10 protein-coding genes are annotated in these 14830 nt (G+C 63.7%); 3 read left to right on the top strand and 7 right to left on the bottom strand.

Annotated features, from left to right (window positions below; genetic code table 11):
* Positions 1 to 167: 167 nt before the first annotated feature.
* Both ACF07D_RS12120 and ACF07D_RS12115 read right to left on the bottom strand, forming a co-directional pair.
* Entirely contained in the window at positions 168 to 1517 is a 1350-nt protein-coding gene (locus ACF07D_RS12120) for an extracellular solute-binding protein (RefSeq protein WP_119281669.1), read from the bottom strand.
* A 101-nt stretch (positions 1518 to 1618) separates the two neighbouring features.
* On the bottom strand, positions 1619 to 2809 hold the full coding sequence (locus ACF07D_RS12115; protein ID WP_391505074.1) for an ROK family transcriptional regulator: 1191 nt from the start codon (positions 2807 to 2809) through the stop codon (positions 1619 to 1621).
* A 391-nt stretch (positions 2810 to 3200) separates the two neighbouring features.
* Between ACF07D_RS12115 and ACF07D_RS12110 the strand changes: the two genes are divergently transcribed.
* Positions 3201 to 7793 carry an ExeM/NucH family extracellular endonuclease gene (locus tag ACF07D_RS12110; RefSeq protein ID WP_391505073.1) on the top strand — a complete coding sequence of 1531 codons (4593 nt, stop codon included), beginning with the start codon at positions 3201 to 3203 and terminating at the stop codon, positions 7791 to 7793.
* Positions 7794 to 7971: 178 nt separating this feature from the next.
* Positions 7972 to 9039: an ABC transporter ATP-binding protein gene (locus ACF07D_RS12105; RefSeq protein ID WP_119281666.1), complete on the top strand. Its 1068-nt coding sequence runs from the start codon at positions 7972 to 7974 to the stop codon at positions 9037 to 9039.
* Between the two features lie 230 nt (positions 9040 to 9269).
* Here the strand turns inward: ACF07D_RS12105 and ACF07D_RS12100 are convergent, their stop codons facing one another.
* Genes ACF07D_RS12100 through ACF07D_RS12080 form a run of 5 tightly spaced genes read right to left on the bottom strand, consistent with a single transcriptional unit; the run spans position 9270 to position 13841 of the window.
* Positions 9270 to 10112, bottom strand: a complete 843-nt coding sequence (locus ACF07D_RS12100) for an IclR family transcriptional regulator (RefSeq protein ID WP_391505072.1) — start codon at positions 10110 to 10112, stop codon at positions 9270 to 9272.
* Positions 10113 to 10124: 12 nt separating this feature from the next.
* Positions 10125 to 11117, bottom strand: a complete 993-nt coding sequence (cofD, locus tag ACF07D_RS12095; RefSeq protein WP_255808887.1) for a 2-phospho-L-lactate transferase — start codon at positions 11115 to 11117, stop codon at positions 10125 to 10127.
* The gene (locus ACF07D_RS12090; protein WP_391505071.1) at positions 11114 to 11989 is read right to left on the bottom strand and encodes an ABC transporter ATP-binding protein; all 876 of its coding nucleotides are present in this window, start codon (positions 11987 to 11989) and stop codon (positions 11114 to 11116) included. The genes cofD and ACF07D_RS12090 overlap by 4 nt, the downstream gene beginning before the upstream one ends.
* Positions 11986 to 13038: a FecCD family ABC transporter permease gene (locus ACF07D_RS12085; RefSeq protein ID WP_391505070.1), complete on the bottom strand. Its 1053-nt coding sequence runs from the start codon at positions 13036 to 13038 to the stop codon at positions 11986 to 11988. Before ACF07D_RS12085 ends, ACF07D_RS12090 begins: the two co-directional genes overlap by 4 nt.
* Positions 13035 to 13841: an ABC transporter substrate-binding protein gene (locus ACF07D_RS12080; RefSeq protein WP_391505069.1), complete on the bottom strand. Its 807-nt coding sequence runs from the start codon at positions 13839 to 13841 to the stop codon at positions 13035 to 13037. Before ACF07D_RS12080 ends, ACF07D_RS12085 begins: the two co-directional genes overlap by 4 nt.
* 389 nt (positions 13842 to 14230) lie before the next feature.
* Here ACF07D_RS12080 and ACF07D_RS12075 point away from each other — a divergent pair, with 389 nt between their 5' ends.
* Entirely contained in the window at positions 14231 to 14800 is a 570-nt protein-coding gene (locus ACF07D_RS12075; RefSeq protein WP_391505068.1) for an amino acid synthesis family protein, read from the top strand.
* Positions 14801 to 14830 lie beyond the last annotated feature (30 nt).

Below are 14830 nucleotides of genomic sequence, written 5' to 3'. Positions count from 1 at the left end.
GGCGGGGCTTCCGGGGGGCTGGGGCCGTGTGATCCGACGCGGCGGTGCTCTCGCGTGTTCCCGTGCCGACCGGTGGAGCTGTGTCGACGCTCATCGCGGTTCTCCTTGAAACGTTTGGGGGTGTGGACGGGGGCCCGCAGCTGTCGTGCGGGCCCCCGGTGCCGACGTTACTTCTGGTTGAGCAGTGCGTCGAGCTGTGCGTTGGTGTCCTGAGCGAGCTGCTTCAGGTCCTTCGCGTCGCGGATCTTGGAGAAGAACTCCTCCATGATGTTCTTCGACTCGATTGCAGCCCAGCCGGGTGCGGCGGGGGTGAGCTTCGAGTTCGACGCCGACTCGATGAGCGCCTTCGCGAACTGGTCTGAACCGAGCGAATCAGCGAAGTCCGAGTTCGCCGGGCCGAGGCCCTTCTCGCCGAGCATCGTCTGGTACTCCTCGGAGTAGATGATGCGCATGAGATCCTTGGCGAGCTCAGGGTTCTGAGTCTTCGCCGAGATGCCGATGTTCGAGCCGCCTGCGAAGACGGGGGCAGGCTTGCCGTCGTTGCCCGGCAGTACGAGGGTCGCGAACGTATCGTCGTTCCACTCGCGTGCGGGCTCGCCCTTATCGTTGGTGACGAGGTCGCCGATCGACCAGTGTGCCCAGCCCGGAGCCATGATTGTTGCCGCCGCGAGCGAGAGGTCCTCGGTCACGTTGCCGTCCTCATCCTTCACCTGGTCGGAGTCGTTGAGGTACTGGTACTGGTTCGCGTCCTTCATGTCGTTCGGAGCGTTCGACGCGTTGTTGTAGAGATCCTGCAGCTGCTCGAGGCCCTTGAGTGCCTCGGGCGAATCGAGGGTCGCAACCCACTTGCCGTCCTTGAACTCTGCGATCTCGCCGCCGTTCGCGAAGATCCACGAGATGCCGTCGCGCCAATCCTGGCCGCCGAGGAAGAAGCCCGAGAAGTTGTCGATGCCCTTCGGGTTTGCCTTGGTGATCGCCTTGACCGACTCGTTGAACTCGTCGAGCGATGCCGGGGTGATGCTCTGACCTGCGGCATCCCAGACGTCCTTACGGAGGAACGTGTAGCGCGAACCGAAGTAGTAGGGGAGCGTGTAGTTCTTGCCCTCAACGGCTCCAACCTCGACGAACGAGGGGAGCAGCTTATCGCCGCCGAGCTCGTCGTACATGTCGCTGATGTCGAGGAACGCGCCCGCGTTTGTGAATGCCGGCGATTGGGTGTTGCCAATCTCGGTCACATCGGGGGTGTTCTTCTCGTCGGGAAGCTTCGTGGTGAGGTTCGTGATGATGTCGCCCCAGCCCTGCTCCTGGATCTTGAGCGTCGCGCCGGTCTTCTCGTTGAACTCGGTTGCGAGGTACTCGCGAAGCTCGGGCGGGGTGTCACCGCCAATAACCCACATCGTCAGGGTCTTGTCGCTGTTGTTGCCGCTGTCGCCACCCGACGCAGCCGGGCTGCACCCGGCAAGGACGAGAGTCGAAGCCATAGCCGCTGCTGCGAGGCCAACGAGCTTTCTCTTCATTGTTGTGTTCCTTTCGGTGTGCGACTCGGCGGTGGCCGAGACGCGGGTTCGTGTCTTCATCGATACGTGTTGTGTGACTGGGAGTGTGTGTGGCGTCGGGGCTAGCTCACGCCGAGGCGTTCGCGCAGCACGATGGCTGCCGCGCCGCGCAGGATCAGGTCCTCGCCTTGGCTACTCGCCCGGATCACGAGCGTGTCGTGCGAATCGGGCATGGTGCGGCGGGTGAGGATCTCGAATGCGGCGTCGGCGAGGGTGCCGCCGACGAGCTCGGGCGGACCCGAGAGGACGATCTCGGCGAGGTTGAGCATGCCGATGACTGGGGCGAGCGCGACGCCGAGCCGGTTGCCGGCTTCGCGGAGCACAGCCTCGCGGCCTTTGGGCCCCGCTTCGGCGAGCGCGCGGGAGAGCGTTGGAACTGAGAGCCAGTGCTCGAGCACCTGCTCGCGTGCGTAGGGTGCGTCAATACCGAGGTCGGTGCCGACCATGACCTGGCCGATCTCACCTGAGGCGAACTTGCTGCCAGGCACGCTGCGGCCACCGAGCATGATGCCAGCGCCGACGCCGTAGCCGATTCGTACGAGGGCGAAGTCTTCACTCGTGTCGCCGAAGCTGTACTCGGCGAGCGCGGCAACGTTTGCGTCGTTGCCGATCGAGGTCGCCAGCCCGGTGCGCTCCATGAGGATGCGCTTGAGGGGGAGGCCTTCCCAGTCGAAGTTGGGCGCCACGCACACAACCCCGTCGTCGTCGACAACGCCCGGGGTGCCGACGCCGAGACCGAGGATAGGGATTTCGCTCGCGTCTCGCAGGGTGAGGGCGAGGTCTACGACGAGTTCGCAGGCTGCGTCGCCGGTGACTGCGTTGCCGGCCGAGTCGAATCGCGGCGCCTCGACGCGCGCGAGCGTGCGTCCTGCAAGGTCGATAACGGCGCCGCGGAGCAACTTGTCGTCTGAGAGGTCGAGCGCGACGATCGCGTGGGAGCTGCGAGCGAGGTCGACAAGGATCGCTGGCTTTCCTGGCCTGTGGGACTCCTGCTGACCGAGCTCCTCGATGAGGCCTTCACCTATGAGCTCGGCGACGAGGCCCGAGATCGTGACCTTGGTGAGCTGGGTCGTTCGAGCGATGTCTGCGCGGCTGAGCGGGCCAGAGATGTAGAGCGTCTGCAGCACGAGCGTGCGGTTGTGGAGCTTCGTGTCTCCAGGGGTTGCCTTCGCCGCAACCCTGAGATCGCGGGCCCGGCGTGGGTTCATCGCCCATGCAGTGGCGCCCGCGGGACGCGTCGTTACGTGCTTCATATTGGTTAGTAAAGCTAATGAACTAAATAGACGCAAGTCAAGCGGCAAAGTTTTTTTGACGCCACAACGCGAGCGGCGCCCGCGGCACGCGTTTTTGGCCAAGTGAACAGGAAGTTACCCCGGGGCCCGGCTGGCCAGCATGTATAGACAACTTTGGTGATGGCCGCGAGCGTCCTGGCGTGTGGACTGGCGTGTGCGCTGTCCGCCCGCGGCGTGTGCGGCCCCCGAGTCGAGTCCGTGCGAGCAATGTTGCCGTCACATGACTTTTGGGTAACGGGTCTGGCGGGCCGCATTTGGCGCTGCCTAGGCTGCGAGAAGGGCACAGTCAGGGGTAACTGACGTGTGCCCTGCCAATGCCACACGCCACACACAATCGAGGAGTGCAGTACGCATGAAGCAAGACTCACAGAGTCGAACGGGAGAAGCTTTCTTCCGGCGGAGAGAACGAGCGACGGCGCTGGGTCTCACCGCAGCCATCGCGCTCGGAATGGGGATCACGGGAACCGCGCCCGCGTTCGCCGCGCCAGACGGTTCAGGGGTGGTGATCAGCGAAGCCTACCTGTCGGGCGGAAGCCGCGACGCGGCGTTCACGAAGAAATTCGTGGAGCTCTTCAACCCGACCGGCGAGGCAATCACCCTTGACGGCACCTCGCTACAGTACCGACCGGCGGGTGGAACGGCAGCGTTCGGCGGCGTCACACCACTCACCGGCACGATCCCTGCGGGCGGGCACTTCCTTGTCGCCGGCGGTTCGAACGGCGAAGCAGGCGGCGAGCTTCCCGCACCAGACGTGTCCTCGAGCTTCAACCCGAGCGGCAGCGCAGGCACGATTGCCCTTGTCGAGGGGACTACGCCAGTCACCATCCCCGCAGGGCAAGCGGCAGGGGCCGCGGGAGTGATCGACCTGCTCGGCTACGGGACCTCCAACACGTTCGAGGGCGCTGCGGCCGCCGCGCCCTCAGGCAACACCGACGTGAAGTCACTCAACCGCAGCGGCGCCGCCGACACCGACAACAACGCCGCCGACTTCTCCCTCTCAGGCGACATCACGCCGACAAATGCGGCGGGGGCGACCGCGCCTGATCCCGGCACGGACCCTGACCCTGGAACTGACCCCGACCCAGGCACGGATCCGGGAACCACCACTCGCACGATCGCAGAGGTGCAGGGCACCGGTGACGCGTCGCCGCTTGTCGGTCAGACCGTCACCGTCGAGGGTGTCATTACCGCCGACCACCGCACAGGCGGCTACGCCGGCATCGTGATCCAGACCGCGGGCTCGGGCGGCGCGGCCACCGAGCCGCGCACCGCATCCGACGGCATCTTCGTCTACCTGGGCGGCAAGGACGTGCCAGGCGAGATCGGTGACCTCGTCTCGGTCACGGGTGCAGTCAGCGAGTACTACGGGCAGACTCAGATCGCGCCGGCAAACTCGGCAGGAGTCGCCCTCAAGCAGCAGGACGCCGGGCTCCCCGAGCCCACACCGCTGCCCGCCACAGTGGTCGGGGCAGACCGCGAGGCCTACGAGAACATGCTCGTCCGGCCGACTGGAGACTACTTCGTCGCGTCGAGCCATCAGCTCTTCAACTACGGCACGCTCTGGCTGAACCCCGGCGAGATGCAGGTGAAGAGCACGGAGACCTCGCGGCCAGGCGCTGAAGCCGACGCGATCGCCGCGGCGAATCGCGCGAGTCGGATCCTGCTCGACGACGGCTACTCGATCCAGACCACGAACAACGCCCACCCAGGAGAACAGCCGTACTTCACCGCCGACACTGTCGTGCGCAACGGCGACACCGTCGAGTTCGGCGACCTGAGCTTTGTACTGCAGTACGGCTTCGACGAGTGGCGGCTCCAGCCAGTTACCCCGCTCGACAGCACCTCGCCTGCGGCGCAGAAGGTGACGTTTGAGTCAAAGAACACGCGCCCCGAAGCGCCGAAGGTCTCAGGCGACGCGCGCGTCGCAGCGTTCAACGTCTACAACTACTTCACCACACTGAAGAGCGAAAACAAGGACGCGCGTGGCGCGACGACGGCGAAGCAGTTCGAGACGCAGAAATCGAAGATCGTCTCGGCGATCAACAGCCTCGACGCCGACGTCGTCGGGCTCATGGAGATCGAGAATTCGGTGAAGTTCGGGGAGCCCGCCGACACCGCTCTGAAGGATCTCGTCGACGGGCTGAACGCCGCAACCGGCGAAAAGACGTGGGACTACGTGCCGACCCCGAAGTCGCTGCACAACGCCGCCACAACCGACTTCATCACGAACGCGATCATCTACAAGAAGAACGCGGTCACCCCGAAGGGCGACGCTCAGACGATCGTCGATGAGAGCGTCTGGGGCAATGCGCGAGAGCCCATCGCGCAGGCATTCGACTTCGACGGACGCACGGTCACAGTCGTCTCGAACCACTTCAAGTCGAAGTCGGGCAAGGAGCCCGAGCCCGCCGACGGCCAGGGGCACTTCAACGCCGACCGCGTGAAGCAGGCGAAGTCGCTCCTCGCGTTCACGAAGGAACTCGAGAAGTCGACGGGCAGCGCAGACATGCTGCTCGTCGGTGACTTCAACGCCTACGGCCAGGAGGACCCGGTATTCGAGTTCACCTCGCAGGGGTGGATTGATACTGTGTCGGCGCTCGCCGCAGGCCAGTACAGCTACTCATTCAACGGCGAGCTCGGTTCGCTCGATCACGTCTTGGCGTCGCCATCACTTTCCGACTCGCTCGGTGAGGCAGCGATCTGGGCGGCGAACTCGGCCGAGTGGGGTGACCGGGGCTACGGCTTCGGCGCCGCCGAGGCAGGCACGCCGTACCGCGCGAGCGACCACGACCCGATCATCGTGGGCATCACCACGACGCCGCAGCCGGTGAGTATTGATATCGCAACGATCAACGACTTCCACGGCCGCATTGAGGCCGACGGGAAGGCAGCTGGGGCCGCGGTGATCGCAGGCGCCGTCAAGGAGTTCGAGCGGCAGAACCCGAACTTCATCTTCGCTGGTGCAGGCGACCTCATCGGTGCCTCCACCTTCACGTCCTTCATTCAGCAGGACGAGCCGACGATCGACGCACTCAACCTCGCCGGGCTCGACGTGAGCGCCGCGGGTAACCACGAGTTCGACGAGGGCTGGGAAGACCTCAAGGGTCGCGTACAGGATCGCGCCGACTGGGAGTACATCTCTGCGAATGTGTTCGTTACCGAGACGGGCGAGCCCGCGCTCGCGCCGTCGTGGGTCAAGGAGGTCGACGGCGTGAACGTTGGCTTCGTCGGCGCCGTCACTGAGGATCTCGACACGCTCGTGTCGCCCGAGGGCATTAAAGACCTCGAGGTGCGCAGCGTCGCAGACTCCGTGAACCAGGCGGCTGCCGCGCTGCGCGACGGCAACGCCGCGAACGGTGAGGCCGATGTCGTGATCCTGCTCGTACACGAGGGGGCCGCGACCGCCGACCTCGCGAGCATCACGCCAGAGTCGCAGCTCGGCAAGATCGTGAACGGTGTCGGCGACGACGTCGACGCGATCGTCTCCGCGCACACCCACCTTGCCTACAACCACGTCATTGATGGCCGCCCGGTCGTCTCGGCTGGCCAGTACGGTGAGAACCTTGGGCTCATGAACCTCAAGGTCGACCGCGAGTCGAAGGAGCTCATCTCGATCACGAACGAGATCAAGCCTCTCGTCGTCGACGGGAAGCCGCAGTACGCGGCCGACCCCGAGGTGCAGGCGATCGTCGACGCTGCGAAGGCCGAGGCCGACGTGCTCGGCGGCGTCTCGGTCGGCAGTATCACTGCCGACTTCAACCGCGCGCGCCAGAGCGACGGCAAGACCGAGAACCGCGGTGGCGAGTCGACGATCGGCAACTTTGTCGCTGACGTGCACAAGTGGTCGACCGACGCCGACATCGCGCTCATGAACCCGGGCGGGATCCGCGCGAACCTGAGCTACGCGTCGACAGGTGAAAACGACCCAGACGGCAACGTCACGTACCGCGAGGCCGCGACGGTGCAACCGTTCGCGAACACGCTCGTGACGCTGAAGCTCACGGGCCAGCAGGTGAAAGACATCCTCGAAGAGCAGTGGCAGCCAGAGGGATCGGCGCGGCCGTTCCTGAAGCTCGGACTCTCCGAGGGGCTGAGCTACACGTACGACCCGGAGGGCGAGCGCGGCGCGCACGTCACCTCGATCACGCTCGACGGTGGGCCGCTCGACCTCGGTGCGACGTACACGGTCGCAGCGAACGCGTTCCTTGCGGGCGGCGGTGACAACTTCGTGTCGTTCCGCAAGGGTACCGACGTGAAGGACACTGGCCGTAGCGACCTGCAGTCGATGGTCGAGTGGTTCGCAATCAACAAGGAGGCGACGCCGGATCTCGGCAAGCGCGCGGTCGGCGTGCAGTTGAGCCCGCCGCCAGCGGCCGCTGCGCAGCTCTCGGCGCGCGTGAGCGTTGCAGCCTTGGGCACTGGCGAGTACACCGCCGGCGACGAGGTCACCGTCTCGCTCACCTCGCTCGCGTTCTCGGGCGGCGAAGTCCCGGCAGAGTCTGTCTCAGCTGAGATCGACGGGAAGCAGGTCGCGACCGCGCCGGTCGACCCGACGGTCACCGACGCGTGGGACAAGGCTGGAAGCGCCACGCTCACCTTCGCTGTTCCGGCCGGCCTGAAGGGGAACCAGACGATCGAGATCGCGACGAGCGACGGGGCGACCCGTGTCTCGATCCCGATCGCGGTCGCCGGTGGTGACACCGAGAACCCCGGCACGGAAGAGCCCGGCACCGAGAACCCGGGTACTGAGACCCCTGGCACCGGTGGTCCCGGCGGCGAGAAGCCAGGCACCCCCGGGTCAGGCGCTGGCGGCGGTTCGACGGGCGGTGGCCTGTCGAACACCGGTCAGGAGCTCGGCTGGATCGGCGGCGCGACGGTGCTGCTCCTCGCGCTCGGCGGTGGCCTGCTGGTCGCCGCCCGCCGGAAGCAGCACGCCGCGCAGTAGCCGCTGAAGGCTCGCGCACGGCAGTGTGCAGCGCCCAAACGCCCGCCCCACCAAATGCAGGTGGGGCGGGCGTTTGCCTGTGTTAGCCTGTCCTTGCCCAATGATGGGCAGCGGCGGAGGATTCTGCCGTCATTCCACTACGGATCGTCCGGCACGTACCTGCCGGTGGAGGAAAACAATGGCATCAGTCACGTTTGAAGGCATTACTCGCGTCTACCCGGGCACAGACCGCCCGTCGGTTGACAAGCTCAGCCTCGACATCGAAGACGGCGAATTTCTCGTGCTCGTCGGTCCCTCCGGCTGCGGCAAGTCGACAACGCTGCGCATGCTCGCCGGCCTCGAAGAGGTGAACGAGGGCCGAATCCTCATCGGTGATTCAGACGTCACTGACGTCGCCCCGAAGGATCGCGACATCGCGATGGTCTTCCAGAACTACGCGCTCTACCCGCACATGACAGTCGCCGACAACATGGGCTTCGCCCTGAAGATTGCTGGCGTCTCGAAGGAGGAGCGGGCCGAGCGTGTGCTCGAGGCTGCGAAGCTCCTCGACCTCGAAGACTACCTCGACCGCAAGCCGAAGGCGCTCTCCGGTGGCCAGCGCCAGCGCGTCGCGATGGGCCGCGCGATCGTGCGCCAGCCCCGCGTGTTCCTCATGGACGAGCCGCTGTCGAACCTCGACGCAAAGCTCCGCGTGCAGACCCGTACCCAGATTGCATCGCTTCAGCGTCGCCTTGGGGTCACCACCGTCTACGTGACCCACGACCAGACCGAGGCGCTCACCATGGGTGACCGTATCGCCGTGCTCAAGGACGGCCTGCTGCAGCAGGTCGGCACCCCGAGTGAGCTCTACGAAACTCCAGTCAACGTCTTCGTTGCGGGCTTCATCGGCTCGCCCGCGATGAACCTCTTCCCGACGACGCTCACCGCCGAGGGTGCAGTCTTCGGCTCGCTCACGGTGCCGGTGCCCGCTGGCGGCGCGACGTCGAACGCTGTCACAGTCGGCATCCGCCCTGAAGACCTCGTGCTTGCGGCACCTGGCGAGGCTGGCCTCACGGTGCAGATCGATCTCGTCGAAGAGCTTGGCGCTGACGGCTACCTCTACGGTCACACGACCGGGGGAGAGGGCACCCAGATCGTCGCTCGAGTTGACGGCCGCAATCACCCGCAGGCAGGCGAGACCGTCACCCTCGTACCGAACCCCGCGCACCTGCACGTGTTCGACACCGCAACTGGCAACCGTATCTAATCGGGGCGGGGCGCGGGCGTTGTGCTTGCTCCCTGTGCTGCCCGCCCCGCCTCGCCGCCGCACCCCGCCTCGCCGCCGCACTCCGCCTCGCCGCCGCGAAAGAGTAGCGTTCCTGCACAAGACCCCGTTTCCAGCGGTAGGTTTCGGGCATTCTCGCGAGAAACCTGCTCTTTGGCTGGGGTGGGCTGGGGAATTGGCGAGGGCGTGAACTCGCCGTCACCAGCTTTGGGCTAGAAGATGACCCGCTGGCTGGTGAAAGCATCCGCGGGAGTTGAGGGCTGGAGCTGCGCGGAAGCGGTGAGGAGCTTGGCGGTTTGGGCGGCAGCTTCAATTGCGAGCTGCCCCAGCCTGCGAACCGTGTCCGGGGTGATGCGGTAGGTGGGCCCACCAATCCAAATCGCAAAACGGGGCAAATCACCAATGAGGACGGGTGCCGCTACGGAGGCGGCGTCTCGTTCTAGGGCTCCATAAAGCCAGGAGTAACCGTGGGTACGGGCTGGCTCGAGGGTGTCGATGAACATCTCAAGCGTCGAAGGATTCTCCTTCGGGTAGCTCGGTTCGAGAAGCTCGCGCACTACTTCGGGGTCGCGATATGACAACAAAGACTTGCCAGTGGAGGTGAGCCACGGAGGTTGCACTCGCGGCGTTGACTTGAGGGTCTGGCCAATAAGAGAGGGGCCCACGTTCTGCAGCAGGACCACGATGTCGTTGTCCTGCAGCATGTCGAACCCTGTCGTCTCCCCTGAAGCGTTCGACAGATTGGTCAAGATCTCGCGGATCGCCCGGAGCGTGCCTGTCTCCGTGAGTAGACCGCCGATGACTGATAGCGAGCCGACCGAAATGCGCGTCTTCTTCGTTTCATCATCCGTCACCAACATGCCTTCTTCTTCCAGCGTGGTGATGATGCGGAAGCAAGTTGCCTTAGGCACGCCTGACAGGCGAGTGAGTTCGCTGAGCCCGATCCCTTGCGGAAAAGTCGAGATTACTCGGAGCACGCGCATGGATCTATTGAGAAGTCCGTCGCGGCCTTTGCCTGTGTCTTCTGCGGTGTCGGGGCTCGTTGTTGAGGTCACAATCGCACTATATCAAACCGATAGTCCACTTTTGGAGGCGTTTGTGAGCGTCGTCACGGACTCCATGAGCGCGTCAATGATGCGGTTGTCGGCTTCGTCCTGGCTGAAGAGAAGCGGCACATGTGTAATGAGCCCAGCAAACGTGTTTGGCAGGTTCTCGTCAAGGGGGTCTGCAAGCCAAGCGTCGAGCAATCCGCCGGTGGAGCGGTCACCGTACCGCGCCGCGACTGCAGGTGAGGCGCATTCGACGCCAACGACGGCAAGGCAGCGGTCGAGCCATCCCCGGACCGGGCGGCCACCGATAACCGGTGAGAGTCCTATCACCGGCGCCGCGGCCTCGGCGATAGCCGCGCGAATGCCGGGTATTGCAAGAATCGGATCGATTGAGACGACTGGGTTGGAGGGGGCGATCACGATGATGTCGGCAGTGGCAAGTGATTCGAGCACGCCAGGCGCGGGCTTTGAATCCGTAGCGTGGGGAAATGCGAACGCGGTTGGTGAGGGATTCGCCTGGTTCCGCACCCACCACTCTTGAAACCCCATGGGAGCTGAAGCAGCGTGCTCGACGATTGTTGGCGAGGGGTCATCCGTTGCTGGAAGTACTGTGAAGCTGACGCCGTAGCGAGAATTTAGGAGGCGGGTCGCCTCGCTGAGCGAATGGCCGTTTTCGAGGAGCTGCGTGCGCATGAGATTGTGGGCGATATCTAAGTCACCGAGCTGGAACCAGCCCTCCTCCGGAAGAACGCGTGATATCTCGGTCAAGGTTCGGGTTGAATCGTCGGCCCTTCCCCACCCGCGCCCCTTGTCTCCCATGTCAGCAAGGTGATATGCCACCGAGTCTAGGTCGGGAGAGATGCGCAGGCCCATGTGAGTGAAATCGTCGCCCACATTCACAATCGCCGTGCAATTGAACGGACGACCGGAAGCTTCATTCCACGAATGGAGCGCTCTGGCGAACCTGGCGCCCCCAACGCCTCCGCTAAGGAACGTAATATTTCGGGTCATGTCAGTGCCTCCAAGGGTTCGATTGGTGCCCGCAAGGCAGCCGGTGGATCGTCGCGGGTCCCCGCGAGTTGTGCAGCCTCTGTGGCCTGCGAAGTGCGAGGTGGGAAGTCGTGTCGAAGGAGGTAGCGGCTTCTACTGCCGTCACTGGTGTGGATCATGTCCACGCCCCAATGATTTTGAATCATCGCGGGCGTGACCACACTTGCCGTTGGCCCCGCCGCGACAACGCTGCCGCAGTTCACAATGGCGGCACGGTCGGTGAACACCGAGGCAAGGTCGAGGTCGTGCAGGCTGACGATGAGTGCAACGCTGGTGCTCGCAAGAGTGCGAAGAAGCTCGACTGTGTCGCGGATGGCTGCAAGGTCGAGGTGGTTCGTCGGCTCGTCAAGGAGGAGGGCGCGTGGTTCCTGCGCGAGCGCACGAGCAATCTTCGCCCGTTGATGCTGGCCGCCGGAGAGTCTGTCGATCGATGTGTGCTGGATGGAGTCGAGCCCGCATTGTTCAAGCGCGTGATCGACGACATACCTGTCCGTTCGGGTGGTCGTGCGGAGCCAGCCGGTAAACGGGACGCGGCCAAGCTGTACGAACTGCCGAATCGAAAGATCCGAAGGGGCAGTGGAATCCTGCGCGACGAACGCAACGCGCCTTGCCCACTCGCGTTGCCCGAGCTTGGCCCGAGAAACACCATCCCACGAGACGGCCCGACGAGACTCCGGAAGGTGCCCTGCGAGGCTGTGGAGCAGTGTGCTTTTCCCGGCGCCGTTCGGGCCGAGGAGCCCAAAGATCTCGCCAGGGCGGAAATCGAGTGCGGGAACGGAGAGCTTAAAGTCGTGCCCGCGGCTTGCTGAGAAGGGGAGCGTGTGAAGGGTCATGAGTGTCCTTTCTGCTGCCGAAACATGATGACTCCAAACGCGATAGCGCCGAGCACGGAAGTGGTGATCCCGACCGGAAGCTCTTGTGGTTGCGCCGCGATGCGTGAGAGCGTGTCAGCCCACGTGAGAAGCAGCGCGCCAATGAGCGCAGAGGCCACGAGGTGCCTCGTGACGCTCCCAGAGGCAAACGGTCGAGCAAGGTGAGGAACGATAAGGCCGACAAAGCCGATCGCGCCAGAGACCGAGACCATTCCTGCCGCGACAAGCGCCGCGAGGGAGAGAACCCACGCCCGTGAGACCCGCACATTGATTCCTAGCGACTCGATGTCGTTGTCACTGAGCTTGAACACTCCGAGCAAACGGGATGAGGTCGCCAACGCCGACCCGAAGACTGCTAGCGTGACGGCCGCGATCAAAACGGTGCTCCAGTTTGAGCCGCCAAGTGACCCGAGTAGCCAGTGCAGTACCTGGCGGTAGCTGTCGCTGTCTGGGGATTGGAAAATGATGAAAGAAGTGCATGCGCTGAACAGTGCCGTGGTGGCCACTCCGGCAAGAATCACTCTTTCCGACGATGATCGGCGTTGACTACCGCTGAGGAAGAGAGTGGCGGCGAGCGCGAGTGCTCCGCCCACGAAGGCGGCAAATGGGAGCGCGAGTGTAAGCCCAAGCAAAATGACTGAGACCGCTCCAAGCGAGGCTCCCGAGGATACGCCGAGTAGGTAGGGCTCAGCGAGCGGGTTGCGAAGCACCGTTTGTAATGCAACACCAGAGACTGCGAGCCCCGCGCCAACACATGCCGCTGTGAGTACGCGCGGAAGCCTGACTTGCGTCAGGATGACTTCGTGGGTGCTCCAAGAGGTGGGATCAGTGCTCAGCGCCGAGGCAAGCGTTTGCCAGGGGATAGGGACTGCTCCGACAGAAGCGGCAAGAAAGAGCGAGGCAAGGAGCGCTGCGAGCAACAGGGCGGCGGCAACGGTGAAGCGTGACCTTGCGGACGTTGCCCGCGGTGGAGCTGCCTGCCCGCGTTGACGCACCTGCTCGCTTGTCACTGTGAGGCCGCTGCGTTTGCGATTGACTCGACGGCGTCGATGTTTCGCACGCCGGCCTCCGTGGTTGCGAAGTCGACAACGATAAAGCGCTCGTCTTTCACTGCGCGCATCGAGCTGGCTGCTGGGTGACCTTCGAGCAACGCCCGCTTCTTCTCCGCGGAGTTCCATGGCGCGTCTACCAGCACGATGACATCGGGATCGCTTGCGACAAAGCTCTCCCAGGGCATGCTGAACCAGCTTTGCGCTTCCGACTCTGCAACATTCGTGAGACCTGCTGCCCGCATGATCATGCTGGGAGTTCCAGTGCCACCGCCGACGAACGGCACGTCCTCGCCAGAGCTAAACCAGAGGGCGGATAGTGCGCCGTCGTTCTTTGGAATAGCTTTCAGCCTGCTGCGCTGATCACTGATGATTGACTCTGCTTCGTTGCTTGCATCGAACATCGCCCCGACCTCCGAGATCATGTCGAATACGTCATCGAACTCGAGCGGATCGGAGTTCTCGCTGCCAAACACGCAGGCGGGTGGAGCAACGTAGGTGTTGATGCCGAGACCCAGGAGCTCCGTTCGAGTACCCAGCCCGTCCTGGCCGAGGTTCGACTCCCAGCCAGCGAACACAAAGTCGGGCTCTGCGGCAAGGAGTACCTCACGGCTGGGAAGCTGGTCTGCCAGCACATTCGGTTCCCACTCTGCTGGTGCGAGGCCCTGCGGCACGGGACCATCAAGCATCGCAGAGCCAACGATGCGGCTTGACTGACCGAGGGCCAGCAGCAGTTCGAGCGGCGTTGATTTCACGGTGACCACGCGCTCAGGCGGGACGTCGAGTTCAACAGTGAACCCGCAGTTGTCTATGGCGGAAGCTGGCCCTGGAGTGACCTGTGCGGGGGCCTCCGGAGAGAGTGATGAGCACCCAGGGAGAAGCGCTAGAGCGCCGACAGTGAGAAGTGAGACCGTACATTTGAACCGACGGTTCGTTTTAATTTTCATCGTTGAAAACCAATGCCTTGAGTTGGCCGCTGGGTCGCGGGGGTTCGTTGGTGCCTCATAGTCTGAGGAATTTAAAGGATAGCGCAAGGCGTCCGTGGTGGATAGTGTGGATTCCTCGGAGCTCAAGGGGTTAAGAAAAATGAGCTTGCAAAAATTATGAACCGATGGTTCACTGTATTTACGTCGCTAATGTCAGGGAGGACATGATGTCACTACAGATCCGCAAACTCGTTCGTTTGGTCGAGGAAATCCACAGCGAGAACGGTCAGCAGCTCGCCAAACCACACCGTGTTGCAGTTGCCGCGGCTGTCATTGCGAACCCGTATGGCGCGGGCTACGTTGAAGATGTCGTCACGCTCGCTGACGAGCTTGGGGAAGCGATCGGGGGACTACTTGGCCCCGAATGTGTTCGGCTCTTGGACGATGAGGTTGAGGCCTTTGGTAAGGCAGCGTTGGTGGGCGTCGACGGCGAAACCGAGCACGGATCTGCGTTGATCCACAACCTGCGGTTTGGCAACGTATTCCGGCGTGCAGCCGGCGGAACGGAACTGTTGCCTGCAGCGGAAAAGATTGGCTTGCAGGGAGCTTCCATCGACGTTCCGTTGAAGCACAAGACTGACGCCAAGACGCGTTCGCATCATCAGACGGTCACCTTCCGCATTGAAGATGCCCCGCGTGCTGACGAGATTGTTGTCGCCTGCATCGCAGCGAATTCGGGGCGACCGCTTGCTCGTCTTGCGACCTTCGGGGCCGAGGCTCCCGTGAGCATCGCCTAATGGCGAAGGCACCGACGAAAAGAGTCAGAA

This window comes from Leucobacter sp. NPDC015123 (assembly GCF_043080205.1).
In the GTDB taxonomy this organism is placed as follows: Bacteria; Actinomycetota; Actinomycetes; order Actinomycetales; family Microbacteriaceae; genus Leucobacter; species Leucobacter aridicollis_A.
Note: the sequence above shows the minus strand (reverse complement) of the source record. Positions and strands in the feature narration are given on the sequence as shown.